The organism is Curtobacterium sp. VKM Ac-2884 (assembly GCF_015350945.1).
Classification (GTDB): domain Bacteria; phylum Actinomycetota; class Actinomycetes; order Actinomycetales; family Microbacteriaceae; genus Curtobacterium.
Map to the genome: position 1 here is coordinate 181745 of NZ_JADKSA010000003.1, position 26316 is coordinate 208060.

General features: G+C 72.9%; 23 protein-coding genes and 1 tRNA gene. 13 read left to right on the forward strand and 11 right to left on the reverse strand.

Annotated elements, in window-relative coordinates; genetic code table 11:
- The first annotated feature begins 9 nt into the window (after nt 1-9).
- The gene (locus ITJ60_RS09235; RefSeq protein WP_194647733.1) at nt 10-1389 is read left to right on the forward strand and encodes a hypothetical protein; all 1380 of its coding nucleotides are present in this window, start codon (nt 10-12) and stop codon (nt 1387-1389) included.
- Nucleotides 1390-1451: 62 nt separating this feature from the next.
- Here the strand turns inward: ITJ60_RS09235 and ITJ60_RS09240 are convergent, their stop codons facing one another.
- Nucleotides 1452-2120 carry a FadR/GntR family transcriptional regulator gene (locus ITJ60_RS09240; protein ID WP_194647734.1) on the reverse strand — a complete coding sequence of 223 codons (669 nt, stop codon included), beginning with the start codon at nt 2118-2120 and terminating at the stop codon, nt 1452-1454.
- 86 nt (nt 2121-2206) lie between these two features.
- On the opposite strand from ITJ60_RS09240, the gene ITJ60_RS09245 reads away from it, so the two are divergent.
- Nucleotides 2207-3964: a 2-isopropylmalate synthase gene (locus ITJ60_RS09245; RefSeq protein ID WP_228510005.1), complete on the forward strand. Its 1758-nt coding sequence runs from the start codon at nt 2207-2209 to the stop codon at nt 3962-3964.
- Here ITJ60_RS09245 and ITJ60_RS09250 read toward each other — a convergent pair.
- The gene (locus ITJ60_RS09250) at nt 3949-4155 is read right to left on the reverse strand and encodes a hypothetical protein (RefSeq protein WP_111084081.1); all 207 of its coding nucleotides are present in this window, start codon (nt 4153-4155) and stop codon (nt 3949-3951) included. The genes ITJ60_RS09245 and ITJ60_RS09250 overlap by 16 nt on opposite strands.
- Nucleotides 4156-4321: 166 nt before the next feature.
- On the opposite strand from ITJ60_RS09250, the gene ITJ60_RS09255 reads away from it, so the two are divergent.
- Nucleotides 4322-4393: transfer RNA gene (locus ITJ60_RS09255), tRNA-Gly, on the forward strand.
- Nucleotides 4394-4667: 274 nt separating this feature from the next.
- On the opposite strand, the gene ITJ60_RS09260 is transcribed toward ITJ60_RS09255, so the two are convergent.
- Genes ITJ60_RS09260 through ITJ60_RS09270 form a run of 3 tightly spaced genes read right to left on the reverse strand, consistent with a single transcriptional unit; the run spans nt 4668 to nt 6366 of the window.
- A complete protein-coding gene (locus ITJ60_RS09260) occupies nt 4668-4937 on the reverse strand; it encodes a DUF6510 family protein (protein WP_194647735.1) in 270 nt (89 codons plus the stop codon).
- On the reverse strand, nt 4937-5776 hold the full coding sequence (locus tag ITJ60_RS09265) for a ferredoxin reductase (protein ID WP_323749137.1): 840 nt from the start codon (nt 5774-5776) through the stop codon (nt 4937-4939). The genes ITJ60_RS09260 and ITJ60_RS09265 overlap by 1 nt, the downstream gene beginning before the upstream one ends.
- Nucleotides 5773-6366, reverse strand: coding sequence for a molybdopterin-dependent oxidoreductase (locus ITJ60_RS09270; protein ID WP_123339596.1), 594 nt, complete (start codon nt 6364-6366; stop codon nt 5773-5775). The genes ITJ60_RS09265 and ITJ60_RS09270 overlap by 4 nt, the downstream gene beginning before the upstream one ends.
- 155 nt (nt 6367-6521) lie before the next feature.
- Here ITJ60_RS09270 and ITJ60_RS09275 point away from each other — a divergent pair, with 155 nt between their 5' ends.
- From ITJ60_RS09275 to phoA, 9 genes are all read left to right on the forward strand, one after another.
- Nucleotides 6522-8123, forward strand: coding sequence for an ABC transporter substrate-binding protein (locus ITJ60_RS09275; RefSeq protein WP_194647736.1), 1602 nt, complete (start codon nt 6522-6524; stop codon nt 8121-8123).
- Nucleotides 8120-9148 (forward strand): ABC transporter permease, encoded by a 1029-nt coding sequence (locus ITJ60_RS09280; RefSeq protein WP_131880041.1) that lies wholly within the window; start codon nt 8120-8122, stop codon nt 9146-9148. The genes ITJ60_RS09275 and ITJ60_RS09280 overlap by 4 nt, the downstream gene beginning before the upstream one ends.
- Nucleotides 9145-10029, forward strand: a complete 885-nt coding sequence (locus ITJ60_RS09285) for an ABC transporter permease (protein ID WP_194647737.1) — start codon at nt 9145-9147, stop codon at nt 10027-10029. Before ITJ60_RS09280 ends, ITJ60_RS09285 begins: the two co-directional genes overlap by 4 nt.
- A complete protein-coding gene (locus tag ITJ60_RS09290) occupies nt 10026-11867 on the forward strand; it encodes a dipeptide ABC transporter ATP-binding protein (RefSeq protein WP_194647738.1) in 1842 nt (613 codons plus the stop codon). The genes ITJ60_RS09285 and ITJ60_RS09290 overlap by 4 nt, the downstream gene beginning before the upstream one ends.
- Nucleotides 11864-13933: a CocE/NonD family hydrolase gene (locus ITJ60_RS09295; RefSeq protein WP_194647739.1), complete on the forward strand. Its 2070-nt coding sequence runs from the start codon at nt 11864-11866 to the stop codon at nt 13931-13933. The genes ITJ60_RS09290 and ITJ60_RS09295 overlap by 4 nt, the downstream gene beginning before the upstream one ends.
- On the forward strand, nt 13930-14646 hold the full coding sequence (locus ITJ60_RS09300) for a TetR/AcrR family transcriptional regulator (protein WP_323749138.1): 717 nt from the start codon (nt 13930-13932) through the stop codon (nt 14644-14646). The genes ITJ60_RS09295 and ITJ60_RS09300 overlap by 4 nt, the downstream gene beginning before the upstream one ends.
- A gap of 29 nt (nt 14647-14675) precedes the next feature.
- Nucleotides 14676-15089 carry an SIP domain-containing protein gene (locus ITJ60_RS09305; RefSeq protein ID WP_194647740.1) on the forward strand — a complete coding sequence of 138 codons (414 nt, stop codon included), beginning with the start codon at nt 14676-14678 and terminating at the stop codon, nt 15087-15089.
- 128 nt (nt 15090-15217) lie between these two features.
- Nucleotides 15218-15718, forward strand: a complete 501-nt coding sequence (locus ITJ60_RS09310) for a Dps family protein (protein ID WP_194647741.1) — start codon at nt 15218-15220, stop codon at nt 15716-15718.
- A gap of 340 nt (nt 15719-16058) precedes the next feature.
- Nucleotides 16059-17753 (forward strand): alkaline phosphatase, encoded by a 1695-nt coding sequence (phoA, locus tag ITJ60_RS09315; RefSeq protein WP_194647742.1) that lies wholly within the window; start codon nt 16059-16061, stop codon nt 17751-17753.
- Nucleotides 17754-17929: 176 nt separating this feature from the next.
- Here phoA and ITJ60_RS09320 read toward each other — a convergent pair whose 3' ends face one another.
- The 5 genes from ITJ60_RS09320 to ITJ60_RS09340 all read right to left on the reverse strand — a co-directional run bounded on the left by ITJ60_RS09320 (nt 17930) and on the right by ITJ60_RS09340 (nt 23665).
- Entirely contained in the window at nt 17930-18592 is a 663-nt protein-coding gene (locus ITJ60_RS09320) for a response regulator (protein WP_194647743.1), read from the reverse strand.
- Nucleotides 18589-19806, reverse strand: coding sequence for a sensor histidine kinase (locus tag ITJ60_RS19310; RefSeq protein WP_194647744.1), 1218 nt, complete (start codon nt 19804-19806; stop codon nt 18589-18591). The genes ITJ60_RS09320 and ITJ60_RS19310 overlap by 4 nt, the downstream gene beginning before the upstream one ends.
- The gene (locus ITJ60_RS09330) at nt 19803-20576 is read right to left on the reverse strand and encodes a DedA family protein (RefSeq protein ID WP_194647745.1); all 774 of its coding nucleotides are present in this window, start codon (nt 20574-20576) and stop codon (nt 19803-19805) included. The genes ITJ60_RS19310 and ITJ60_RS09330 overlap by 4 nt, the downstream gene beginning before the upstream one ends.
- 93 nt (nt 20577-20669) lie before the next feature.
- Nucleotides 20670-22253, reverse strand: coding sequence for a D-glycero-beta-D-manno-heptose 1-phosphate adenylyltransferase (gene rfaE2 / locus ITJ60_RS09335; RefSeq protein ID WP_194647746.1), 1584 nt, complete (start codon nt 22251-22253; stop codon nt 20670-20672).
- Complete coding sequence (locus tag ITJ60_RS09340; RefSeq protein ID WP_194647747.1) at nt 22250-23665, reverse strand: aldehyde dehydrogenase family protein; 1416 nt, start codon at nt 23663-23665, stop codon at nt 22250-22252. The genes rfaE2 and ITJ60_RS09340 overlap by 4 nt, the downstream gene beginning before the upstream one ends.
- 145 nt (nt 23666-23810) lie before the next feature.
- On the opposite strand from ITJ60_RS09340, the gene ITJ60_RS09345 reads away from it, so the two are divergent.
- Nucleotides 23811-24908, forward strand: a complete 1098-nt coding sequence (locus tag ITJ60_RS09345; RefSeq protein ID WP_194647748.1) for a glycosyltransferase family 9 protein — start codon at nt 23811-23813, stop codon at nt 24906-24908.
- Between the two features lie 681 nt (nt 24909-25589).
- On the opposite strand, the gene ITJ60_RS09350 is transcribed toward ITJ60_RS09345, so the two are convergent.
- On the reverse strand, nt 25590-26294 hold the full coding sequence (locus ITJ60_RS09350; RefSeq protein WP_111084066.1) for an SDR family oxidoreductase: 705 nt from the start codon (nt 26292-26294) through the stop codon (nt 25590-25592).
- Nucleotides 26295-26316: the final 22 nt, after the last annotated feature.

Below are 26316 nucleotides of genomic sequence, written 5' to 3' on the forward strand. Positions count from 1 at the left end.
GTGGCGTCCGTGACCGACGACCCTGAAGCCGCCATCGCCCAGCACGTCCACGACGCGTGGGACGGTTCCCTGCGGCTCGTGCACATCACGATCTCGGACGAGGACGGCGACGCCTACCCCGGCCAGGACGTCGACCGGTGGGTGATCGACGTCCGGGTGCCCATCACCGACGACGAGGCCGAAGCGGTGTCGGTCGCCGAGGTCGCCGCGTACACGAGCCGATCGCCGGAGTCGGTCGAGGCGCTCGTACTCGGGTACCAGGTGTCCGACGTCGACGGTGGCTTCGCCGCGGCGATCGTCGTGCCGGACGCCACCGGCGAGACCTTCCTGTCGCTGCAGACGCACGCCGCCGAGATGCTCGGCAAGCCGGACCTGTTGGCGCTCGACCGCCTCACCGTGCGTCCGGCGTACCGCGGGCTGCCCGGGCTCGTCCCCGCCGTGGTCGACGCCGTGCGCCGTGGCCCCGCCGGTCGTTCGGCGTCGTGGGTGCTCGCGGACCCCTCGGTCTGGAACGTGCCGTTCGAGGACCAGGACCGTGCGGCCGGCGAGTTCGTCCAGTGGGCGGACACCCCCGTGTTCGCGTCGATGAACGCGGACCACGAGGACCTCGAACGGTTGGCCGCCGTGCCCCCCACCGGCGGCATCGTCATGGGGTCCCGCTCGGACGAGGTGCACCTCGGCGACGCGCTCGACGAGGCGTTGGCACGTCCGGCGATCGCTGTGGCGTTCGCCCTGCCGCCGAAGCTGCCGGCGAGCATCTGGGCCGCGGCCCCCGAGGACGTCCACGGCGTGCACCCCGACGAGGCCACCGGTTCCATCACCGTCGAGACGCACGACGAGCAGCTCGAGGTCGTCGGATCGCCCGGCACGGCACCGCAGCTGGTCGGGACCTCGGCCTCGGCCGACGCCGCGACGCAGGACTGGCTCCGGGCGGTGCACCAGCGCTGGTGGCAGTACGAGCCCGGACTGCACGACCGGATCCACGAGGTCGTCGACGAGTACCTGACGTCGGGGGAGATCGAGTCCGTCACCGACGAACGCGCCCCGCACCTGCACGCACCGGACCTGCCCGTGTTCCGCACCGAGTGGCCCGGGATCGGCGAGGTGCACCTGGAGCCCCTCGGCGAGGACACCGAACCCGTCGTGTACGACGCCGTGCTCGAGGTCGGCGATGCCCACGACCACATCGGGGTCGTCGTCGTGCACGAGTCCGGCCACGTCCGGGCATCCCTCCACGACGAGTGGAACCCCGCTCTGACGGACGTGACCGGTGCACTCACCCACCTGGTCAGCCTCGGTGCGGGGGAGTTCTTCGCGGACGCGCTGCACGACGAGCTGTCGGCCGGCGCCGAGCACGCGATCCTGACGGGCGACGTCCGGGGCCACTGACCCGGACGGGCACCCGGCCCGCCGCCGAGCGCGGTCCAGACCGGGCGGGAGCCGGCCTGCGCTCAGCCGAGCCGAGCCGTCAGGCTGCGGAGGTGCGCCCGGGTCAGGGCTGCGGCCGCGGCCGCGTCCCCGTCGTCGATCGCGTCGACGATGTCGTCGTGCACGTCGCGGTCGGCCTCGCTGCCGTACACCCCGTCGATGCGCAGCAGTTCGATCATCGCCTGGCGGCTGCGAGGGGTGAACCCGTCGAAGAGCTCGGTGAGCAGCGGGTTGTGGGCGGCGACGACGATCGCGCGGTGCAGCGCCGTGTCCGCGTCGACGTGCTGCTCGATCGAGGCGCGTCGTTCCTGCCGGTGCTCGACCGCGCGCCGCATCGTGCGGAGCTCAGCCGGGGTCCGGCGATCCGCGGCGAGGGACGACGCCTCGACCTCGATGGCGATACGGGCCTCGACCACGGCGGCGATGTCGGCGCGGCGGACCACGTCGTCGAGGCCGTCCTGCACGTCGAGCGCGGTGACGAAGACCCCGGCGCCCTGCCGCGAGGCCAGCACGCCCCGACCGGCGAGGTGCCGGATCGCCTCGCGCACCGTCGAGCGACCGACGCCGAGCTGCGGTGCCAGCGTCGTCTCGCCGGGGAGCTTGTCGCCGAGCACCCACTCACCGTCGCGGATGCGGGCGAGCAGGGCGTCGGCGGCCTGTTCGGCGAGGGGTTCGCGGCGGACCGGTGTCATGTGCCCATCCTGCCGCATCGCGCTCAACACCTCTACTTGTCTGAGGAGTGGTGCTACGGTCGTCGCGACAGCTGCAGAGGAGCCTCATGACCACCACCACCCCCGACGTCGCGACCCCATCGTGGAACCGACAGCGTCCGTCCCCGATGCCGTCGTACCGGTACCAGGACGTCTCCGACCGCGTCGCCGTCCCGCTCACCGACCGCACCTGGCCGACGCGGTCGCTCACCGCGGCGCCACTGTGGGTCCCCGTCGACCTGCGCGACGGCAACCAGGCGCTCGCGGAGCCGATGGACCCCGAACGCAAACGGCGGTTCTTCGAGCTCATGGTGCGGATGGGCTACAAGGAGATCGAGGTCGGCTACCCGTCGGCGTCGGAGACGGACCACGCGTTCGTCCGGCTGCTCGCCGACACGGACCTGGCGCCGGACGACGTCACGATCGTCGTGTTCACCCCCGCCCGGCGTGACCTGATCGAACGGACGGTCGAGTCGATCCGCGGGATCACCAACGACGTCGTGATCCACATGTACACCGCGACCGCCCCGACGTGGCGCGACGTCGTGCTCGGGAAGGACCGGGACGAGCTGCGCGAGATGATCCTCGCCGGGGGCCGCGACGTCCTCGAGCTCGCGGGGCACCTGCCGAACGTCCGGTTCGAGTTCTCCCCGGAGGTCTTCAACCTGACCGAGCCCGAGTTCGTCCTCGAGGTCTGCGACGCGATGACCGAGCTCTGGGACGCCACACCGGAGCGCCCGGTGGTCATCAACCTGCCGGCGACCGTCGAGATCGCGACGCCGAACGTCTACGCCGACCAGATCGAGTGGATGCACCGCAACCTGGCCCGGCGCGACGGCGTGATCCTGTCGGTGCACCCCCACAACGACCGGGGGACCGGCATCGCGTGCGCCGAACTCGCGGTGCTCGCGGGGGCACAACGCGTCGAGGGCTGCATCTTCGGCAACGGCGAGCGGACCGGCAACGTCGACATCGCCACGCTCGCCCTCAACCTGCACGCGCAGGGCATCGACCCGATGATCGACTTCTCCGACATCGACGACGTCCGGCGGACGGTCGAACACGCCACCCGCATCGAGCTGCACCCGCGGCACCCCTACGTCGGCGACCTGGTGCACACCGCGTTCAGCGGCACCCACCAGGACGCCATCCGCAAGGGCTTCGCCGAGCACCGAGCACGCGCGGCCGCAGCGGGGCGTCCTGAGTCGGAGACCGCGTGGCGCGTCCCGTACCTGCCGATCGACCCGGCCGACCTCGGCAGGGACTACGACGCGGTCATCCGGGTGAACTCGCAGTCCGGCAAGGGCGGTGTCGCACACCTGCTCGAGACGGCGTCCGGCATCGAGCTCCCGCGACGGCTGCAGATCGACTTCGCTCGTCGTGTCCAGCAGCACGTCGACGGTTCGGGGGCCGAGGTCGACGGACCCGGACTCCTCGACCTGTTCGAGCGGAGCTACGAGCGGGCGGCCGGAGCGCCGGCGGACATCGAGCTGGTGGCGATCGAGACGACGCACGGCGACGGCGCGCGCACCGAACTCACCCTGCGGATCGACGGAGTCGAGCACCGCGGAGCCTTCGTGGACGTCGGTCCGGTCGAGGCGGTCGTCGAACTGCTCGCCGGGTGCGGAACGGCAGTCGACATCGTCTCGCTGCACCAGACGTCGCGGACGACGGGCAGCGCCAGTGCAGCACTGACCCTGCTCGAGTACCGCGACGGGGCCGGGGTGCACTGGGCGGCCGGACGACACCGCTCGGTGCTCACCGCGAGCGTGGAGGCCGTCCTGCAGGCGGCACGAGCGATCCGCTCGGCTCAGACCGGGCGGTAGATCGCTATCGGGGGTGCCTGGTCGTCACCGTCGTCGTGCGCGTCGCCGGTGGCGAGCCAGGTCCGCCCCTCGTGCTCGATCGTGGTCGGCAGGTCGCCGTGCACCAGGATGCGGATGGCGGGGGTGTCACCGTCGATCAGGTCGACGCCGTGGGCCTCGGTCCCGCCCGGGTTGTCGTGCACGTAGCTCATGCTCCGATCGAACTCCTCGGTGCCTGATGACCGTGCCTGATGACCGTGCCGGGCCGCGCCGGGCCGCGCCTCGCGACACCGGACACGCCCGGATCTGCCGCAGAACACGACCGTGGGCCCGCGATCGGGTACAGTCGACTCCGCACGGCCCAGACGGCGTGCGAATGCGGATGTGGCGCAGTGGTAGCGCATCACCTTGCCAAGGTGAGGGTCGCGAGTTCGAATCTCGTCATCCGCTCGGACGGAACAGGACCCCCGGGGTTGCTCGACAGAGCAGCACCGGGGGTTCTGTCGTTCCCGGGCGCCGTGAGCGGGCGCATCCGGGGGCGCAGGCTTCGGGTACCCGCGCCCGCCGGACGCAGAGGCCGCACTGCCCCGAGTGGAGACGCCGGGTGGGTGGCCCAGCGATGTCCCGAAGAGTGATCCGGAGCATCGTCACGGTCGGATTGGACCCCAGTTCGGGCATGCGGAAAACCGCAAGGACTCCGCACGACATGCGGTCGGCGATTGCGTCAGACGAGGTCCTCGGGTATTAGGACGAGCGCGGCACGGGTACCGGGGAGGCTGATCCAGCGCGCGGATCCGGCCTCGACCACCGTGACGAGCACGGTGTCACACGTCCGGCACCGGGCGACGGAGCCCATCGCCGAGCAGTACACGACGGTGCGTGCGACCGATCCGCGGGACCCGCACCCCGCGCAGCAGAGCACCGTCACGGTCGGCTCCGGACCGAGCACCTCGGACAGGACCCCCGCGAGGGCGTTGCCGTCGACGACCGTCATCAGCTGCCCCCGAACCGTTCGGCACGGACGTCGGTGGTGTCGTGCCCGAGGTCGGCGAGCCAGCGGAGCACCTGCTCGACGAAGGGCGTCGAGCCGCACACGTAGACGAGCGCCCCGGCGTCGGGTGGGAAGACCGCGGCGGCGAGCGCATCGCGGGTCAGCCGTCCCGCGGGCACAGCGGACCCGGGTGGAGCGGTCCGGCTGTACACGGTGGTCACGTCGAGCGGAGCGTCGGAAGCGACGGCCCGGTCGAGTTCGGCGCGGAAGAAGACGTCGTCGGGGGTCCGGACGGCGACGAGCAGCCGGAACGGTGCGGGGTCCCCGGCCTCGGCGTGCGCGGTGACCATGGCGACGAGCGGCACGATCCCCGAGCCGCCGGCGATCAGCTGCACCGGACGGGCGGACGGGGCGGGGCGCCACACGAACCAGCCGCCGAGCGGCCCGTGCACCTCGAGCGCGTCGCCGACCTCGACCGCGTCCACCAGGAACGGGGACACCTCGCCACCCTCCACGCGGTCGACGGCGAGCACGACGTCGGTCCGGTCACCCGCCGAGGCGATCGAGTACGAGCGGGATGCCTGGTAGCCGTCCTCGGCCGTGAGTCGCAGGTCCAGGTGCTGGCCCGGGTCGTTCCCCGGCCACGTCGGGACGTCCAGGACGACCCGACGTGCGTTCGGGGTCTCGCGCTCCACCGAGGCGACCGTCGCGGGGTGCCAGGCCGGCCGTCTGCGGGGCGCGGGCCGCGTGGCGGGCGCGATCCGGGCCTCCAGGTCGGTGGACGGATCCGTGGACGGATCCGTGGACACGTCGGTGGACACGTCGGTGTCGGGAACCGTCACCAGTACCGCTCTTCCTTCCACGGGTCGCCGTGCAGGTTGTAGCCCGCGTTCTCCCAGAAGCCCGGCTCGTCGTCCGCCTGCATGACGATCCCGCTCACCCACTTCGCGCTCTTCCAGAAGTACAGGTGCGGCACCAGCAGGCGTGCCGGACCGCCGTGTTCGGGCTCGAGCGGTTCACCGTCGGCCTCGAACGCGATCCACGCCTTGCCGTCCAACAGCTCGTCGAGCGGCACGTTCGTCGTGTACCCGCCGGTGCTGTGCACCATGCAGTAGTCGAGCGACGTCTCGACGTCCTCGAACAGGCGGTCGAGGGGGACGCCCCGCCAGGGCATGTCGAGCTTGGTCCAGTGGGTGACGCAGTGGATGTCGACGGTGACGTCCTCGACGCCGAGCGCGTGCACCTCGTCCCACGTCCAGGTGTGCAGACCGTTCTCGGTGCGGATCGAGAAGGTCCACGACGCCGGATCGACGTCGGGCGTGGCACCGGCTGACAGGACCGGCCAGTCGCGCACCAGGGTCTGGCCGGGTGGGATGCGGGTGTCGTCGCGGTCGGCCCGACGGCCACCGAACCCCCTGGTGAACGTCGCCATGATCCTCCTCGGACGGGATGGTCCGATCATGCTCCGTGCCGGCGGCGCCCGTGTAACGAGTTCGTAAACACTCCGGAGGACGAGGAGCAGGAGTTGGGGGATCGCCGGGTTCCCTCTATCGTTCACCGGAACGATTACAGGAGGGGCCACCCCGAATGCAGCCCATCGTCCCCGAACCCCGGAACGCCCGCGGCCCGAGCCGTCGAGCGCTCCTCACCGGCGCCGCCGGTCTGGCCGGCCTCGGCCTGCTCACCCTGACGGGGTGCAGCTCCGGCGCGAACGCCGGCACGCCCACCATCCCCGAGGCGGCGGCCACCGGCGTCGCCCGACGCGGCGGTCGCCTGCGCATCGCGCGCCCGGCCGCCTCGGCCGCCGAGACCCTCGACTCCGCCAGCTCCCTGTCGGCGTACGAGTACCTCGGCGCGCTCTACAACCGACTCGTCAAGCTCGACGAACGGGGCACCACCGTGCCCGACCTCGCCGAGGAGTGGTCCGCGAACGCCGACGGCACCGAGTGGACGTTCTCGCTCCGCCGTGGCGTCACCTTCCACGACGGCAGCCGCTTCACCGCGGACGACGCCATCGCGAGCATCCGGCACATCCTCGACGAGAAGACCGGCAGCCCGCAGGCCGGGGTCCTCGGCGAGGTGATGGACGCCGACTCGATGCGTGCGACCGACCCGTACACGCTGCGGTTCTCGCTGACCAAGCCGAACGCCGAGTTCCCGTCGCTGCTCACCGCGTACCAGTGCTACATCGTGCCGGCGGCCGCGATCGCCGACATCGGCCGCACCGGGATCGGGACGGGTCCGTTCCGGCTCACCGCGTTCACCCCCGCCGGTGCCGGCAGCGTCGAGGCGTTCGAGGACCACTTCGCCGGGCGGCCCGCGCTGGACGGCATCGACTTCTACTCGATCCAGGACACCACCGCCCGGGTGAACGCGCTGCTCGCCGGCCAGATCGACCTGATCTCGCAGACGAACCTGGACTTCGCGACCGCTCGGGTGGTGTCCGCGTCCGACCGCGCCACCGTCGCCCGGTCGAAGAACGCCCAGTGGTACACGATCCCGATGCTCGCCACGAGCGACGAGTTCAGCGACCCGCGGGTCCGCCAGGCGATGAAGCTCGCCTACGACCCGCAGCAGATCGTCGACACCGCCCTGCAGGGCACCGGCTCGCCCGGGTGGGACAACCCCGTCCCGCCGCAGCTCGCCGCGTTCGTCGACGACCACCGCGAGTACGACCCGGACAAGGCGAAGGCACTGCTCAAGCAGGCTGGTCACGAGGGGTTCCGGACCTCGATCTACACGTCGAGCTACGAGTCGGTCTTCACGCCGATGGCCGTCGCCTACCGCGACGCCGTCGCCGACGCGGGCATCCGCCTGACGGTCCGCAACGCGAGCTCGGACTCGTACTACACGCAGATCTGGATGCAGAAGCCGCTCATGGTGAGCTACTGGTTCACCGGTCGGCCGATCGACCAGCTGCTCAACCAGATCTTCCGCACGGGCTCGTCCTACAACGAGAGCGCGTGGTCGAACGAGACCTTCGACGGGCTGCTCGACGACGCCCGCGCCGAGATGGACGACGCCAAGCGGCTGACGCTCTACCAGGACGCCCAGCGGCTCGTGGTCGAGGACGGGGCCGACATGACCCCGATGTTCGGCGACCGGCTCGTGGGGCTGTCCCGCGACGTTGTGAACTACTCGGAGTACGGCTTCGAGTTCGACTACCTCCGGATCGGACTGCGCCGATGACGACCAAGAACACCCCGTCGGACGTCCTCGTCCCCGTCCTCCGCCGGGTCGGCATCGCCGTGCTCACGGTCGTGCTCGCGTCGCTCTTCGTGTTCCTGGCCGTGCAGGCACTGCCCGGCGACGTCGCGCAGCAGCTCCTCGGCCAGAACGCCACCCCGGACGCCGTGAAGCAGCTCCGCGAGACCCTCGGCCTCGACCAGAACGTGTGGCTCCGCTACCTGCAGTGGCTCGGTGGCGCGGTGCACGGCGACTTCGGCACCTCGCTCGTCAGCGGCGAGGCCGTCGCGCCGACGCTGTTCACCGCCTTCCGGAACAGCATGCTCATCGCCGTGCCCGCCATGCTCGTCGGCGTCACGGTCTCACTGACGCTCGGCGTCCTCGCCGGGGTCCGTCGGGGTCGCCCGTCCGACAAGGTGATCTCGATCGTCAGCCTCGTCGTGATGAGCGTGCCCGAGTTCATGGTCGCGACCGTGCTCGTGCTGCTCTTCGCGATCGGCCTGCCGGTCTTCCCCGCCGTCGTGCTGCGGGGGAGCGACGCCACGGTCGGCGAACTCCTGCCGACGATCTGGCTGCCGATCATCGTGCTCACCCTGGCGATGGCCGCCTACATCGTGCGCACCGCCCGCTCCTCGACCATCGACGTGATGGCGTCCGAGTTCGTCACCACGGCGGAGCTCAAGGGCCTGACGATGCGTCGCGTGGTCTGGAAGCACGCGGTGCCGAGCGCGCTGCTGCCGACGCTGAACGTCGTCGCGCTCAACGTCGCCTGGCTGCTCGGCGGGGTCGTCGTCGTCGAGAACGTCTTCAACTACCCGGGCATGGGCAAGCTCATGCTCGAGTCGGTCTTCAACCGCGACCTGCCGACGATCGAGGCGATCGCGCTCCTGAGCGCCGTCATCTACGTCGTCTGCAACCTCGCCGCCGACCTCGTGGCGCTCGCCCTCGACCCGAAGCTGCGGACCCGCCAACGGCGACCGCGCACGCGCACCCGCACGACGCGCAGCACCAGGAAGGCCGCCGCATGACCGCCACCGCCACCCGCCGCCGCGGACGCGTCGTCCTCGCCGGCGCCCTCGCGCCCCTGCGCGGCTCGACGGCGCTGAGCATCGGCCTCGGCCTCATCGCCCTGCACGTCGTGCTCGCCCTGCTCGCACCGGTCATCGCCGCGTACGACCCGGTGGCCACGAACGCCGGCGACGTCCTCGCCGGCCCGACCTGGACGCACTGGCTCGGCACCGACCAGTACGGCCGTGACGTGCTGTCGCGGACGCTCAACGGCGGCCGGTACGCCCTGCTCGTGACGTTCCTGGCCACGACGATCGCGGTCGCGGTCGGCACGGTGCTCGGCTGCATCACGGCGTACGCGGACAACTGGTTCGACGAGACCATCATGCGCGTCGTCGACGCCCTGCTCAGCGTGCCGTCGATCCTCGCCCTGCTCGTCGTCGTCACCGTCTTCGACGCCGGGCTCTGGGTCATCGTCCTCGCCGTCACCGTCGTCTACGCGCCCGCCGTGACCCGCGTCGTCCGCGGTGCCGCCCGCACCGTCATCACGCAGGACTACGTGACGGCCGCCCGGGCCCGGGGTGAACGCGCGCTGTCGATCGTGTTCCGCGAGATCCTGCCGAACGTCCTCGACGTGGTGCTCGTCGAGTACGCCATGCGGGCCTCGTGGATCGTGCTGCTCGTCGCGTCGCTGTCCTTCCTCGGCTTCGGCGCCAACCCACCGACGCCGGACTGGGGGCTGATGGTGCAGGAGAACCGAACGGCGCTGACCGTGGTGCCGCTCGGCACGCTCGCACCGATCGTCGCCCTGGCCACCCTGGTGATCGGGCTCAACCTCGCAGCCGACGGCCTGAGCAAGTCGCTCGGAGTCGACCGCGCCACGAAGGGAGTGAGCGCATGACGCACACCGACACCGCACCGGCCGCGCCGGCGACCGCGACGGACCCCATCGTCCGCGTCGACGACCTCGCGATCTCCTACGCGGCCGGCAAGCGCCTGGTCCCCGTGGTGCGCGGCGTGTCCTTCGCGATCCCCGCCGGGCGCACCCTCGGCCTCGTCGGGGAGTCCGGCAGCGGCAAGTCCACCGTCGCCCGGACCCTGCTCGCGCACCTCCGCGCGGGCTCGACGATCGTCGGCGGCTCGGTCCGCGTCGGCGGCGACGACGTGTTCGCGCTCTCGCCGGCCGGCCGCCGCGAGCTCCGCGGCGGCGTCGCCTCCGTCGTCGCGCAGAACGCGGGCCAGGCGCTCACCCCGTCGATGCGCGTCGGCGAGCAGATCCGCGAGGCCCTGCGCGCCCACCGCGAACCCGACGGCCCCGAGCGCGTCGCCGAGCTGGTCCGGTTGGTCCGGCTGCCAGACCCCGACGCGATCGTCCGCCGGTACCCGCACCAGCTCTCCGGCGGGCAGCAGCAGCGCATCGCCATCGCGATGGCCGTCGCCGCCCGCCCGCGCGTCCTGGTGCTCGACGAGCCCACGACCGCGCTCGACGTCGTCACCCAGGCCGCCGTCCTCGACCTGATCGCGGACCTCGGCCGGCAGCTCGGCATGGCCGTCCTGCTCGTCAGCCACGACCTCGGGGTCGTCTCGGCCATGGCGGACGAGATCGCCGTCATGCGCGACGGCGAGATCGTCGAGCACGCCGCCACGGCGGCGCTCTTCGCCGCCCCGCAGCACGAGTACACGCGCGCCCTGCTGGCCGCGGTGCCGGACGGGCGACGGCCTGGGCCCACGTCGCCGGTTCCGGATCGACGCGCCAGCGGCGAGACGGCCGTGCCGATGGGGGGAGGGTCGGGGCACGTGCCCGAGACGGCGACCGTCTCGTCGACGGTCGCCTCCATGGCCGGCCGAACCGTTCCTCCCGAACCGCTCGTCCGTCCCGTGGTGACCGCCGAGGACCTGGTGATCCGCTACGGACGCGGCCTGCCGGCCGCCGTCGACGGCGTGTCCTTCGCGATCGCGCCGCGTGAGACGCTCGCGGTCGTGGGGGAGTCCGGAAGCGGCAAGTCGACGCTCGCGACCGCCCTGGCCGGCCTGGTGCCGGCCGAGTCGGGCACGTTCGCGTTCGACGACGGGACCGTGAGCGGCGACCTGCGCGAGCCGATCGCCGGACGGTCCCCGGACCTCCGTCGTGCGGTGCAGCTCGTGTTCCAGAACGCCGACACGTCGCTCAACCCGCGGCGCACCGTGGGCGCGGCGATCGGGCGACCGCTCAAGCTGTTCACGGGGGCGTCCTCGCGGCAGCGCGTCGGCGAGCTGCTCACCCAGGTCGGCCTCGGCCCGGAGTTCGCCGAGCGGCTGCCGGCACAGCTCTCCGGCGGGCAGCGGCAGCGCGTCGGCATCGCCCGGGCCCTCGCCGCCGAGCCGCGCCTGGTCATCGCCGACGAGATCACCACCGCGCTCGACGTGCAGGTGCAGGCGGGGATCCTCGCGCTCCTCGCGGACCTGCAGCGCTCGCGCGGGCTCAGTTGCCTGTTCATCAGCCACGACCTGGCCGTCGTCCGGGGCGTGGCCGACCGGGTCGCCGTGATGACCGGCGGCCGGATCGTCGAGATCGGACCGACCGAGCGGGTCTTCACCGGCCCGAACCACCCGTACACGTCGACCCTGCTGGCCGCGACGCCCGAACCGGGCAGCACCGAGCTGCCCGACGTCGGCGACGGGGTGCCGCGCTGGCGGCACACCGAGGGCTGGACGGACCACGGCGACGGCCACCGCACCCGCAACTGGGAGGACGCATGAGCGACGATCGCTCGGTGGACGCCGACGCTTCGACCTTCACCGCCATCGGGCTGCCGGACTCGCTGCCGGACGGCGTGACCGTCCGCGACGAGTGGATCCCGATGCCCGACGGCGTCCGGCTGCACACCCGGATCTGGTCACCGGCGTCGCCCGACGGGCCGGTACCGGTGCTGCTCGAGTACCTGCCGTACCGGCTCGACGACTGGACCGCGCCGCGCGACTCCGAGCGGCACCCCTGGTACGCCCAGCACGGGTACGCCTCGGTCCGGGTCGACATCCGGGGCAGCGGCTCGTCGGACGGGTTCTTCGACGACGAGTACAGCGAGCAGGAGCTCCGCGACGGAGAGGCCGTGATCGCCTGGCTCGCCGAGCAGGAGTGGTCGACGGGCGCCGTCGGCATGTTCGGCATCTCGTGGGGCGGGTTCAACGCCCTGCAGCTGGCAGCGCGCGCGCCCGCTGCCCTCAAGGCCATCGTCACGGTGTGCTCGACCGACGACCGGTACGACAACGACGTGCACTACGTCGGCGGAGCGGTGCTCGGCATCGACATGGCGGCATGGGGCGCGACGATGTTCGCGTTCAACTCGCGACCACCGCGGCCCGAGGTCGTCGGCACGGACTGGGTCGACCGGTGGCGCGAGCGGCTGGAGTCGAACCGCCCGATGACGCCGGTGTGGCTCGCGCACCAGGAGCGTGACGACTACTGGCGGCACGGCAGCGCCGCCGAGGACTACGGCACCATCGGCGCAGCGGTCCTCGCCGTCGGCGGCTGGGCGGACCCGTACCGCGACGCCGTGCTCCGACTGGTGTCGAACGTGCAGTCCCCGGTCAAGGGCATCGTCGGACCGTGGTCGCACCAGTACCCGGACCGCGGTCTTGCACCCGGACCGTCGATCGGGTTCCTGCAGGAGACACTGCGCTGGTGGGACCGCTGGCTGCGCGGGATCGACACCGGCGTGGAGGAGGACCCCGCACTCCGCGCCTGGATCAACGAGGGCGAGACCCCGGCGACGTACTACGCCTCGCGACGGGGCCGGTGGGTCGGCGCCGAGGCGTGGCCCTCGGCGGCGACGCACCGGCGCGCGCTGCCCCTCGCGACGCTGCGCGGTGGCGAGGACGGGCCGGTGGTCGTCCGGTCGCCGCAGCACACCGGTGCCGACGCCGGACGGTTCTTCCCGTTCGGCAACACGACCGACCTGCCACCCGACCAGCGTGCCGAGGACGGCCGCTCCGTCTGCTTCGACCTGCCCGTCGGCAGGGCGTTCGACCTGCTCGGCAACGCACTCGTCACCCTGTCGGTCACGAGCGACCAGCCCCGCGCCACCCTGACGGTGCGGTTGTGCGACGTCGCGCCCGACGGCTCGTCGACCCTCGTGACGCGCGGGGTGCTCAACGCGGCGAAGCGGGACGGCATGGACCGGGCGGACCCGCTGGTCCCCGGCGAACCGGCGTCCCTGCCGGTGCAGCTCGTCGCGACCGGTCACCGGTTCGCCGCCGGGCACCGCCTGCGGATCGCGGTGTCGTCGTCGTACTGGCCCTGGGTCTGGCCGCACGGCACCGAGGCCACCGTCACGATCGACCCGACAGCGTCCGAGGTGTGCCTGCCGGTCTGGACGCGCGAGACCGCCGACGACGTGCGGTTCGACGAACCCGAGCGGTCGACGCCGCTCGCGATCGAGCGCGTGGCACCGACCGAGCAGCTGCCCCAGCGCACCGTCACGCACGACGTCGAGACGGGGGAGTGGACCCTCGACGTCGACCCCGGGTACGGCGGCGGACGGGTCTACCCCGACGGGCTCGTCTTCAGCGAGGACGCCCGCGAGACGTACCGCATCCGGTCGGACGACCCGAGCTCGGCCGTGGCGTCGTCGCGCTGGGCGATCGGCCTGGAGAAGCCGGAGTGGTCGGCACGACTCGAGACGTCCTCGGAGGTCACCGCCGACGCCGAGGCCTTCCACGTCGTGAACACCGTGCGGGCCTGGGCCCGTGACGGGGGCGCGGACGTCCCCGAGGTGCTGGTCACCGAGCAGACCTTCGTCGACGACGTCCCGAGGACCTCGGCGTGACCGGGACGGCGGGGGCTGCACCGGGAGCGGCGGCGGGGGCTGCACAGGGCGCCGCACCGGGTGCGGCGCCGCGCGTCCGGCAGCGTCCCGAGGTCCGGCGCGCGATGATCGTCGCGGCCGCCCGTGCCGTGATCGTCCGGAACGGTGTCGGCGCGACGGGGCTGCGCGACATCGCCGCCGAGGCCGGGGTCTCCGTCGGCACCGTGACCTACCACTTCGGCAGCGTGGCGGAGATCCTCAACGAGGTCGTCGTGCTCGAGACGGAGCGCTTCTACGGAGCGATCGTCATCGCCGTCGACGCCGAGTCCGACCCCGTCGAGGCGCTGCGGATGCTCGTGGCGCCCCTGTTCGACGACACCGAACAGGTCCGGCAGCACTGGCGGATCTGGTCCGACTACTGGACCGCGGTCGCCCGTCGGCCCGAGGTGGCCGCCGAGTACGCCGAACGGATCCGCGTCTGGGAGGCCTGTCTGGTCCGCGTGATCCGCCGCGGGGCCGACGCCGGCACGTTCCCGGGCGGCGCCGGACCGATCGACCCGGACACCGTCGCCCTGAAGCTCGCGGCCTACAGCGACGGGGTCGCGACGCAGATCGCCCAGGGCGTTCCGGGGCTCACGCACACCGTCGCGCTGTCGTGGATGTGGACGTTCCTGGCGCACGAACTCGGTGTGCCGGCTGTGGAGATCGCCGGAACCGGCCAGCAGGCCTTGTGATGAGGTAAGGCTTGCCTTACCGTTGCAGCATGGCACGGACCCGGCGACAGCCCAGCGAACGCATCCTCATCGCCGGCGGCGTCGAGGACCTGCCGGAGATCCGCCGTCAGCTCGAAGACCTGCCGGAGAACGCGTACGGACAGGTCTTCGTCGAGGTCGCCCTCGACGAGCAGGTCCGCATCCTGCCCGCACCGCCCCGCGTGACCGTGACGTGGCTGGTCCGCAGCGCCCGCGCCTCGGCGGTGTCGCCGCTCGTCTTCGCCGACCACGGCGAGGCCCTCGCGCACGCCCTGACCGGCTGGGCGGCCGAGTGGTGCGTCGCCGACTGCGAGCCGCGCACGAGCGTCTGGATCGGGTGCACCGACAGCCCCTGGGTCGAGCGCGCGCGTTCCGCCGTCCAGATCGAGCTGAGCGACGCCGGCTTCGACACGCTCGTCGGCTGACGGTAAGGGCAGCCTCCGCTTCCTTGCGGCATACAAGAGAAGCGGGCATGGTTGTGTCCATCGGCAGCACCGAACTGGTCAGGACAGGCCCAGCGATCCGGTGTAACCACGACGCAGGAGGTTCAGACATGACCACGACCACCACCAGCACCACGACCACCACGTCCCCGTTCTCGACGACGCCGGAGCTCGCCGCCGGAGTGGCACAGTTCCTCGCCCCCGTCGTGATCGACCTCGAGGCACTCGTCGTCAACGGCAAGCAGGCGCACTGGCACGTCCGTGGCCGCAACTTCGTCGGTGTGCACGAGCTCCTCGACGACATCGTCGAGCACGCCCAGGCCTACGCCGACACCGCCGCGGAGCGCATCGTCGCCCTCGGCCTGCCGGTCGACTCGCGCATCGCGACCGTCGCCGCCAACACGACGCTGCCGCCGCTGTCGCAGGGCTTCCAGAACTCCGACGTCACCATCACCGAGGTCATCGCCCAGATCGACGGGGCCCTGCTGCAGGTCCGTCGCGCCGTCGAGGGTCTCGACGAGGTCGACCTCAACAGCCAGGACGTCGTCATCGAGATCGAGCGCGGTCTGACGAAGGACCGTTGGTTCCTGCAGGCGCACCTCGCCGCCTGAGTCGCGACCACCCCCTGACGGGAGGCCCGGTGCCAGCTGGCACCGGGCCTCCCGTCCGTCTGTCGTCGCGTCTGCCCACCGCGACCCGCGTCGACCCCGTGCGCGACTGGGCGACGCTGGGCGACACGCCGCCGGCGCGACGCCGAGGTTCCACGAACCGACGTTCCGGCGCGCGAGATGTGCAGATCTCGGAACCTCGGGGGACGTGAGCGGCGGGCGCGGCGGTCGCGGCGGGAGCACCACGTTCACCTGGCCGACGCCGCCGGTTCACTCGCCTGTACCTCCGCACAGGCCATCCTCGGATGGCACCCGTTCGGGGCACACGACGAGGGGAACCGACATGGAACACCACACTCCGAGACGCCGCGGCCGCGCGGCGTTGACACTCGGCGCCGTCCTGATCGCCGGCGCGATCGCACTGCCCGGCACCGCCGAGGCCGTCGGGCAGCTCGCGCTCGATCAGCACGGCGGCGCACAGCGCGCAGCCGGCGACCAGACCCGGTCGGTCCAGCAGGCCATCGAGCGAGCCGGCGCGAAGAACGTCATCCTGCTCATCGGCGACGGGATGGGCGACTCCGAGATCACCATCGCGCGCAACTACCAGTACGGCGCCGCGGGCCGGCTGCCGGGCCTCGACGCGCTTCCGCTGACGGGCTCGTACACGACCTACTCGCTCACCAAGGACGGTGCGGACAAGGGCAAGCCGGACTACGTCACCGACTCCGCGGCCTCGGGCAGCGCCTGGGCGACCGGCACCAAGACCTACGACGGCGCCATCTCCGTCGACCTGGACGGCGCGCCGCAGCAGACGCTCCTGGAACTCGCGAAGGCGAACGGCCTCCGGACCGGCAACGTCTCGACCGCCGAGATCCAGGACGCCACCCCGGCCGTCCAGGTCGCGCACGTCGGCGCTCGCTCCTGCTACGGACCGGACACCGCCTCGTGCGGCACCGACGCCCTGCAGAACGGTGGCCTCGGCTCGATCAGCGAGCAGCTGCTCGGCGCACGCCCCGACGTCACCCTCGGCGGCGGCTCGGCGAGCTTCTCGCAGACCGCCAAGGCCGGTCAGTGGCAGGGGGAGACGCTGTTCGACCAGGCAGCCGACCGTGGGTACCAGGTCGTCTCCGACGCAGCCGGTCTCACCGGGGTGCGCCGGGCCGACCAGGCGAAGCCGCTGCTCGGGCTGTTCACGCCCGGCAACTTCCCGACCCGGTACGCACCCACGACGGCCACCGTCGGCGGGGCCGACCAGGCACCGGTGACCTGCCAGGCGAACCCGGCGCGGTTGTCGACCGACCTGTCGCTGCAGTCGCTGACGGACAAGTCGATCGCCCTGCTGGACCGCGACCGCGGCAAGCACGGCAAGGGCTTCTTCCTGCAGGTCGAGGGCGCGAGCATCGACAAGCAGGACCACGCGGCCGACGCCTGCGGCCAGATCGGTGAGACGATCGACTTCGACGAAGCGGTGCAGTCCGCGCTCGCGTTCGCGAAGCGGGACGGCAACACCCTCGTCATCGCGACGGCGGACCACGCCCACTCGAGCCAGATCGTCGACGGCACGCCGCCGACCTCGCTGTCCACCGCCCTGCGCACCGCGGACGGTGCCACGATGAAGGTCTCCTACGGCACGGCAGGTGCCGGCTCGTCCCAGCAGCACACCGGAACCCAGGTCCGGATCGCGGCCTACGGTCCCGGGGCGGCGAACGTGGTCGGCCTGACCGACCAGACCGACACGTTCTTCACCGTCTCGGAGGGGCTGCGGTTGAACGACGACCTCGCCGCGCTGAGCCGTGGTGCCCGGGTCGACCTGTCCGATCGTTCGCCGCACCGCGGTGAGCGGGTCACCCTGACGGGCAGCCGGTTCGCCGGAGACCGCCAGGTCCGGGTGCGCGTCGGAGGTGCTGACCTCGGCACGGTGGACGTCGTGGACGGCACGGCTGCCACCCGGTGGCGAGCCGAGCGGGGCACCACGACGGTGACGTTCACCGGCGTGCAGTCCGGCACCGAGGCGACGGTGCGGGTGCGCGTGCGCTGATCGGAGCGTGCTGCGCGGCACGAGGTCGCGCGGCGCGACGTCGCCCGACACGCCGCCGGGTCGACGCCGAGGTTCCGCGGAAGCGCATCTGAGCACGCCAGGTGCGCAGATCTCGGAACCTCGGCGGACGTGAGCGGCGCGGCGCGCGAGCGGGGCCAGTGAGCGGCGCGGCCGCGTCAGGCGGACGGGCGGACCAGGCCGGCCTCGTACGCCAGCACCACGGCGTGCACCCGGTCGCGCAACTGCAACTTCGCCAGCACCCGCCCCACGTGGGTCTTGACGGTCTGCTCCGCGATGAACAGGTCGCCCGCGATCTCGCCGTTCGACCGCCCGCGCGCCATGAGCAGGAACACGTCGCGCTCCCGGTCGGTCAGGACGTCGAGCACCTCGGTGCGCGGAGCGGCGGTGACCGGTCCGGCGACGAACGCCTCGACCAGGTGCCGGGTCACGCGCGGCGCGAGCAGTGCCTCGCCCGCGGCCACCGTGCGCACCGCCGCGACGAGCTCGTCGGCGCTCGCGTCCTTGAGCAGGAAGCCGCTCGCCCCGGCCCGCAGGGCGTCGAACACGTAGTCGTCGATGTCGAACGTCGTCAGCATGACCACGCGGACGGGTCGGTCCGTCGGGGCCGCCGTGATCCGTCGGGTCGCCTCGATCCCGTCGAGTTCCGGCATCCGGACGTCCATCAGGATCACGTCCGGCTGCAGCCGGATCGCCGCGACCACCGCCTCGGCACCGTTCGCAGCCTCGCCCACGACCTCGACGTCGTCCTGGGCCTGGAGGATCGCCCGCAGTCCCACGCGGAACATCTGCTGGTCGTCCACCACCATCACCCGCGTCATCGGCTTCCCCCGTCGGCTGCCGGCACGCGGACGGGCAGGGTCACCACGACCGCGAAGCCCCCGTCCGCCACGGGGCCGTGCTCGATCGTGCCGTCGAGCGCCGTCACCCGCTCGCGCATCCCGGCCAGGCCGAAGCCACCGTCGTCGGGTGGTGCGGCCGGCACGGTGCCAGCGGGTGGAGCGGTGTTGGCGACCTCGACCCGGAGACGCGTGTCGAGCCTCCTGACCGTCACGACGGTGGACGCGCCGGGCGCGTGCCGGGCGACGTTGCCGAGCGCCTCCTGCACGACCCGGTAGACGGTGAGCTGCGCGAGCCGGTCGACGACGTCGGCGACGTCGACGTCGAGCTCCACGGGGATGCCGGCGGCGCGCGTGGCCTGCACGAGCGCGGGCAGGTCGGCGAGGTCCGGCTGCGGCGCGCGTTCGGCGGCGGTGTCCCCGCGCAGGGTGCCGAGCAGCTGGCGCATCTCGCGCAGCGCCGTGCGGGAGGTCTCGGCGATCGCGGCGAACTCGGCGCGGGCCTCCTGCGGCAGGTCGGCCACCCGGTACGGGGCCGACTCCGCCTGCATGTGCACGACGGACATGCTGTGCGCGACGACGTCGTGCAGCTCGCGGGCGATCCGGGAGCGCTCCTCGACGGTGCGGCGCCGGGCTTGCTCGAGCTCGGCGTCGCGGCGGGCGGCGACGAGCTCCTGGCGGATGCTGCGGCGCTGCCCGATGACGACGGCGGCCGCGGCGACCAGGAGCGTGTCGCCGGCGGACACGACGAAGCTCGTCGCCCACACGGCGGGCTGGTCCCAGCGGCCCGGCGTCACGGCGACGAGCAGCAGCGGGACCCCGGCGGCGACGGCCCACACGATCGCGGTCAGCCGCCACGTCGAGCGGACCCCGAGCACGACGAGCAGGACGCTCAGGCCGATGATGCCGGTGACCGGGATCGGCCACGGGCTCGTCTCGACCGGGGCGGTGAGCAGGCCGAGCGCGACGAGTCCGGCCAGGTGGGCGGCGGCGGCGGTGCGGGGGACGAACGGGGCGATGCCGATGCTGACCGCGAGCACCGCCGACACGAGCAGGGAGAGCGGGACGGCGACGGCGTAGTACACCGAGGTCACCGGGGCGGCGACGCTGAACAGGGACACCACCGCGACCACGAGTGCGATCCGGGTCGCCAGCGGCAGCCAGGTCGGTCGCGGGCGGAGCAGGGCGGTGGTCACGGTCGGACGATCTCTCCGGTGGGGACGATGCGGGGTGTGGCGGACGGGGCGTGCGCGACGGGTGCTGTGCTCGCGGTCGGCACGTCGCTCGCGGACACGTCGGTCGCGGACACGTCGGTCGTGGGCACGCCGGTCGTGGGTGCGATCGCGGCGGCCGCTCGGGCGGCACGGGCATCGCGCCTGCGGCTGATGCTACCGATGACCCGGTCGACCGCGATGCCGAGGCCACCCGCGACCACCATCGACACCAGGGCGGCGACGAGCGGCTCGTGCAGCACCTGCGATGCTGCCAGGGCGATCCCGACCGAGGTCGCGGACCACGCCGTCCCGGCGATCGCACTGATGGCGAGGAAGCGTCGGTACGGCAGTCGTGTCGCGCCGGCGGTCGTGTTCACCGCGACCCGGCCGACGGGGATGTAGCGGCCGACCAGGATCAGGCTCGCGGACCGGCGCTGCATCTGCCGTTCGGCGAACGCGAACGCCGCGGCGATCCGCGGCCGTCGGGACTGCGCCAGGCGGGCGAGTCCGATCCGGCGGCCGATCCAGTACGCCACCGAGTCACCCGCGATCGCCCCCACGGCAGCGGCCACCAGGACCCCGGCCAGGACGGGCTGGCCGGACGTCGCGGCGATGGCGGCGACGGCGACCAGCGCCGACTCGCTCGGGACCGGCGGGAAGAAGCCGTCGACGAAGCACAGGGCGACGAGCACGACGTAGACGAGCGGACTCGCGGCCAACTCGACGACGAACGGGGTGATCTGGTCGAACACGGCGACGCTCCCTCCGCCGACGGACCTCGTCGACGGGTTCGACGCTACGGAGCGTCGGGAGCGCTGCCATCCCGCCGGGGTCTCGACGACCCCCTACTGCGGTATGACCTTTCCGTCGGTGGTCCCCTCGGGGTCCGACCCGGCCGACGCGGCGGCTGGCACCGCGGACCCGGCCGACGCCGCGGGTGGCTTCGCCGACCCGGCCGATGCGGCCGCGGCATCGCGGATGCGCCGGACCACGGCCGTCGTGGAGTGCTCGGGGACGTAGTCGACCATCACCACCTCGCCGCCGTACCCGCGCACGACCGCCGTCTCGCGGAGCATCTCGGGCGAGTAGTCACCGCCCTTGACGTAGACCTCGGGGCGCAGCCGTTCGATGAGCGGGATCGGGGTGTCGGTCGCGAAGACCGTCACCAGGTCGACGCAGGCCAGGGCGGCGATCACCCCGGCGCGGTCCTCGGCCGGGTTGATCGGGCGTTCCGGTCCCTTCAGCCGCCGCACCGAGTCGTCGTCGTTCAACGCGACGACGAGCAGGTCGCCGAGGTCCCGGGCCTGGCGCAGGTACGTCGTGTGCCCACGGTGCACGACGTCGAAGCAGCCGTTCGTGAACACCACGCGCCGACCGACCTGACGGGCCCGTTCGACGGCGGCCGCGAGTTCGTCGTGGTCGACGACGGTCGCGGCCGGCGCCGTCACCGAGTCGAGCAACGCGGCGGCGCTGCAGACCGACGTACCGGCTTCGCGGACGACGACGTCGGCGGCTGCCTGTGCCACGGACACGGCATCACGGACGGACGCGTCGACCGCGAGCGCCACCGTCGCAGCGGCGCAGAACGTGTCCCCGGCTCCGGACGCCTGCTGCTCCGAGGCCGGCACCGCACGGGTGCGGAAACCCTCGTCCGTGCTGCGCTCGAGCAGCACGGTGCCGTCGCGGTCGAGCGTGACGACGGCCGCGCGGGCACCGGTCCGGGCGAGGACGTCGGCCCGTGCGCCCAGGACGGCGGCCACCCGGTCGGCGCCGGTCCCGAGGTCGCGCCCGAGCAGTGCTGCGGCCTCGCCGGCGTTGGGTGTGACGAGGTCGGGTCGCAACGAGGCCCAGCGGGGCAGGTCGTGCGCGTCGACGACGATGGACCCGGGGCGGTCGCGGTCGAGTACCGGGACGACGTCCTCGGCACGGACGCCGAGTCCGTAGTCGCAGACGACCGCGGCGTCGGCGCACCGGACCGCTCGGGCGACGGCGCGTGCCAGCCGTTCGTTGTGGTCGGCGGTCGGGGTTCCGGCCAGGTCGTCGACCCGGACCACGACCCGGTCGCCACCGACCACGCGGGACTTGGTGGTGGTGCGCGCTCCGGCGATCTCGACCAGGAACGCGGTGTCGACGCCCGCGGTCTCGAGCCGTTCGCGCAGGACGCCACCGGCCTCGTCGTCGCCGATGAGTCCGACGAGCCGGACCCGGGCGCCGAGCGCGCGGGCGTTCACCGCGGTGTTCGCGGCGCCACCGGGCACCGCGATCGTCTCGGTGACCCGGACGACGGGTGCAGGGGCCTCGCGCGAGACCCGCTCGGCCTCGCCCACGGTCCACCGGTCGAGGATGCAGTCGCCGATCACGACGACGAGCGGTTCGCGGTCGTCGATCGTGGCGACCAGGTCGCGGACGAGCCGGACGTCGACGCTCATCGTGTGCCGCCGGCGGTGCGTGCGGGGGCGGGCTCGAGGTGCACGACCGTGGTCGTGGTCATCTCGTCGAGCAGGTGCGGGCCGTACCCGAAACCCGCTCCGGAGGCACCTCGCGGCTGGGCGCTGCCGCCCGGCGCACCACCGAACACCGCGTTGACCTTGACGGTGCCGACCGGCAGCTCCGCGGCGGCGCGCAGGGCGTGACCGGTGCCGTTCGTCAGGACGGTGGCGGCCAGGCCGTACCGGTCGGCGGCCGCGAGCCGGAGCCCCTCGTCGAAGTCGGCCACGACGCGGACCGGCGCGATCGGCCCGAAGGTCTCCTCGGTCATCACGAGCATGTCGTCGGTGCACCCGGTGAGCACGGTCGCCGGGTAGAAGGATCCGACGCCGTCCGGGGTGACCCCACCGGTCCGCGCCGAGGCACCGCGCTGCAGGGCGTCGTCGACGTGCGCCTGCACGGTGCTGCGCAGCCGGTCGTCGACCAGCGGACCGTAGGTCGTCGCGGGTGCGGCGGTGCGGCGCTCCGCCTCGGCCACGAGGGCGGTGACGAAGGGCTCGGCGACGTCACGGTGCACGTAGACGCGCTCGACGCTGGTGCAGATCTGCCCGGTGTTCGCGAACGCGCCGAGCGCCACCTGGGCGGCCGCCCACGCCGGGTCGACGTCGGCATCGACGACGACCGCGTCGTTCCCGCCGTTCTCACGGACCACGTGGGCACGCGTCACGACGGCGACCTCGGACAGCCGGTCACCGGTCGCGGTGGACCCGACGTGCGCGTACACGTCGATGCCCTCCTGTGCGAGCAACAGCTCGCCGGTCGACCCGTCCCCGTCCACGCCGACGAGCACGCCGTCGGGCAGGACCTCGGCGAGCAGGGCGTTCAGGCGCGCGATGGTGGCGGGGGACCGCTCGCTGCCCTTGTGCACCACGGTGTTGCCCGTCACGATCGCGGCACCGAGGATGCCGCAGGCCACGGCGACCGGGTCGTTCCACGGCGTCAGGGCGAGCACGACGCCGCGGGGGTGCGGGACGGCCCAGTCGGCGGCCCCGAACTGCCCGCGCAGGGCCTCGCCGCGGTGCACCGGTCCGAGCTCGGCGTACTGCACGAGCGTCCCCACGCCCGCCTCGACCCCACCGAGTGCGTCACCCGGCACCTTGCCGGTCTCGCGGGTGTTCAGGTCGGCGAGCTCCTGGGCGTGTGCGCGCACGTGCTCGGCCGCCGCGTGCAGCAGCGCGCCGCGCTCGGCGGGTGCGGTGCGCGCCCAGGGGCCAGCAGCTGCCCGGGCGCGGGCGACCGCATCGCGAACCTCGGAGTCGGAGGCACGGGGCACGGTCGACGCGACCGTCCCGTCGACGGGGTCGGTCACCACCAGGTCCGTGGCGGCGGCGGCAGCTGCGGGTGCGATCGTCATGGTGTCCTTCCGGAGGGCGTACGGGCGTCAGACGGTGCTCGGACACCGCTGTGTGCCGACTCGACTCCGCGCTTCGTGTCCATCGGTGGCCGTCCGTCGCCCGGTGCTGGACGTCCCACCGGCATCCGACCGGTAGACGAGAGGCGTGCAGCAGATCGGTGTGGGCGGAGAACGGTTCGACGGCGTGACCGAGATCGCGGTGCTCCGCGGCGGGGGGCTCGGCGACCTGATGTTCGCCGTGCCCGCCCTCGAGGCCCTCGCCGCGGCCTACCCGGACGCGAGCATCACGCTCCTCGGCACGCCCGCCGCGGCAGCGGTCCTGAGCGGCCGGACCGACGCCGTGCACGCCTTCGAGGAACTCCCGGTCGCACCGGGCGTCCGCGATACCGGCGACGACGCTCCTGACGCCGAGGACTACTTCGCGCGGCTGTCCGGCCGGTTCGACCTCGCGGTGCAGCTGCACGGTGGGGGCCGCAACTCGAACCCGTTCCTGCTCCGGCTCGGCGCCCGGCACACCGTCGGCACCGCGACCGAGGACGCCGAGGTCCTCGAGCGCTGGGTGCGCTACGTGTACTACCAGCACGAGGTCCTGCGCGCCCTCGAGGTCGTGTCGCTCGCGGGTGCCGCCCCCGTCACGCTCGACCCGCGGGTGCGCGTGTCCGACGACGAGCGGGCGGCGGTCCGCGCGCGGCTCGGCGTCGCCGGGGACAGCACCCGGCTCCTGGCGATCCACCCTGGGGCGACGGACCCGCGCCGCCGATGGAGCCCCTCGCGCTTCGCCGAGGTCGCCCGTGTCCGGCTCGCCGCCGGGGACGACGTGGTGCTCGTCGGCGACGCGTCCGACGTGCCGGCGTCGACCGCCATCGTCGACGCGCTGCCCGCCGACCTCGCCGGACGCGTGCACGACCTGACCGGTGCCGTGCCGCTCCGCGAGCTCCCCGCCGTGCTCGCCGCCGCCGACGTCATGGTCGGTGACGACTCCGGCCCGCGGCACCTGGCGGTCGCCGTCGGGACGCCCACCGTCGGCGTGTTCTGGTTCGGCAACGTCGTCAACGCCGGGCCGTTCGACCGCGGGCGCCACCGCGTGCACCTGTCCTACGTCACGCGCTGCCCGGTCTGCGGGATCGACGTCACGCAGGTGGGGTGGACGGCCGAGCGCTGCGCGCACGACCCGTCCTACGTCGACGAGGTCGACCCGCAGCAGGTCCTCGACGACGTCGCCGACCTGCTCCGCACCATCTGACAGCACCGTCTGACAGCACCGTGCGCACGTCGCCACCCCGTGCGCGGTTGACCGCTGCGTGCGGCGCTGCAAGCGCGCACCACGCCGTCAAGCCCGCACCAGACGACGCAAGCCGCACCGTGCGCACGTCACCACCCTGTGCGCGGTTGACCGCTGCGTGCGGCGCCACAGGCGCGCACCACGCCGCCAACCCCGCACCAGACGACGCAAGCCGCACCGCGCAGGCGACGTGACAAGACGGACGGACGGGAGGCCCGGCGCACGACCGGCACGCGCCTCCCGGCCGCACCGTGCGCACGTCACCACCCTGTGCGCGGTTGACCGCTGCGTGCGGCGCTGCAAGCGCGCACCACGCCGCCAACCCCGCACCAGACGACGCAAGCCGCACCGCGCAGGCAACGTGACAAGACGGACGGACGGGAGGCCCGGCGCACGACCGGCACGCGCCTCCCGGCCGCACCGTGCGCACGTCACCACCCTGTGCGCGGTTGACCGCTGCGTGCGGCGCCACAGGCGCGCACCACGCCGCCAACCCCGCACCAGACGACGCAAGCCGCACCGCGCAGGCAACGTGACAAGACCGACGGACGGGAGGCACGGTGCACGACCGGCACCGCGCCTCACGGCCGCCCCGTGGCGACGACCGACGCGCCAGGCCGCGGCGCGGCGCGCAGCGAGCGCCTACGGCCAGCTCGGCTCCGTCGCGGGCATGATCGACAGCTCCCGGATCTCGCAGCCGGCCGGCTGCGACAGGGCGAAGAGGATCGCGTTCGCGACGTACTCCGGCTCGATGAGCTGCGCGTCCGGACCCGGCTTGTACTGCTCGGTGCGGTCGGCGAAGAAGTTCGTGCGCATGCCGGCCGGGATCACGTTGGTGACACCGATGCGGCCGGCGGTCTCGGCGGCCAGGGCCTGCGAGAAGCCGCGGACGCCGAACTTCGAGGCCGAGTAGGCGGTGCCGTCGCCGACGCCGCGCAGGGCGAGCGAGGACGAGATCGTGACCACACGTCCGTGCGCTGCCTCGAGGGCGGGCAGTGCGGCACGGACGACCGAGGCGGTGCCGATGAGGTTGACCGCGACGATCTTCTCCCAGTTACCGGAGGAGATCGCGTCGATCGGTGCGGGAGTGTCGATCCCCGCGGCGGTCACGACCGCGTCGAGTCCGTCGTGACGCTCGGCCGCCTGGCGGACCGCCTGCTCGACCGCGTCGGTGTCCGACACGTCGACGGCCACGGCGTCGATGCCCTCGGACACCGCGTCGACGCGCAGGTCGAGGACGATCGGGGTGCCGCCGGCCTCGACGACCGCGGCGACGACCGCCGCGCCGAGTCCGGAGGCGCCGCCGGTGACGAGGACGCGGCCGATGGGGGTGGTGGGGACGGGCATGGACTTCCTTCCGTAGGGGCGT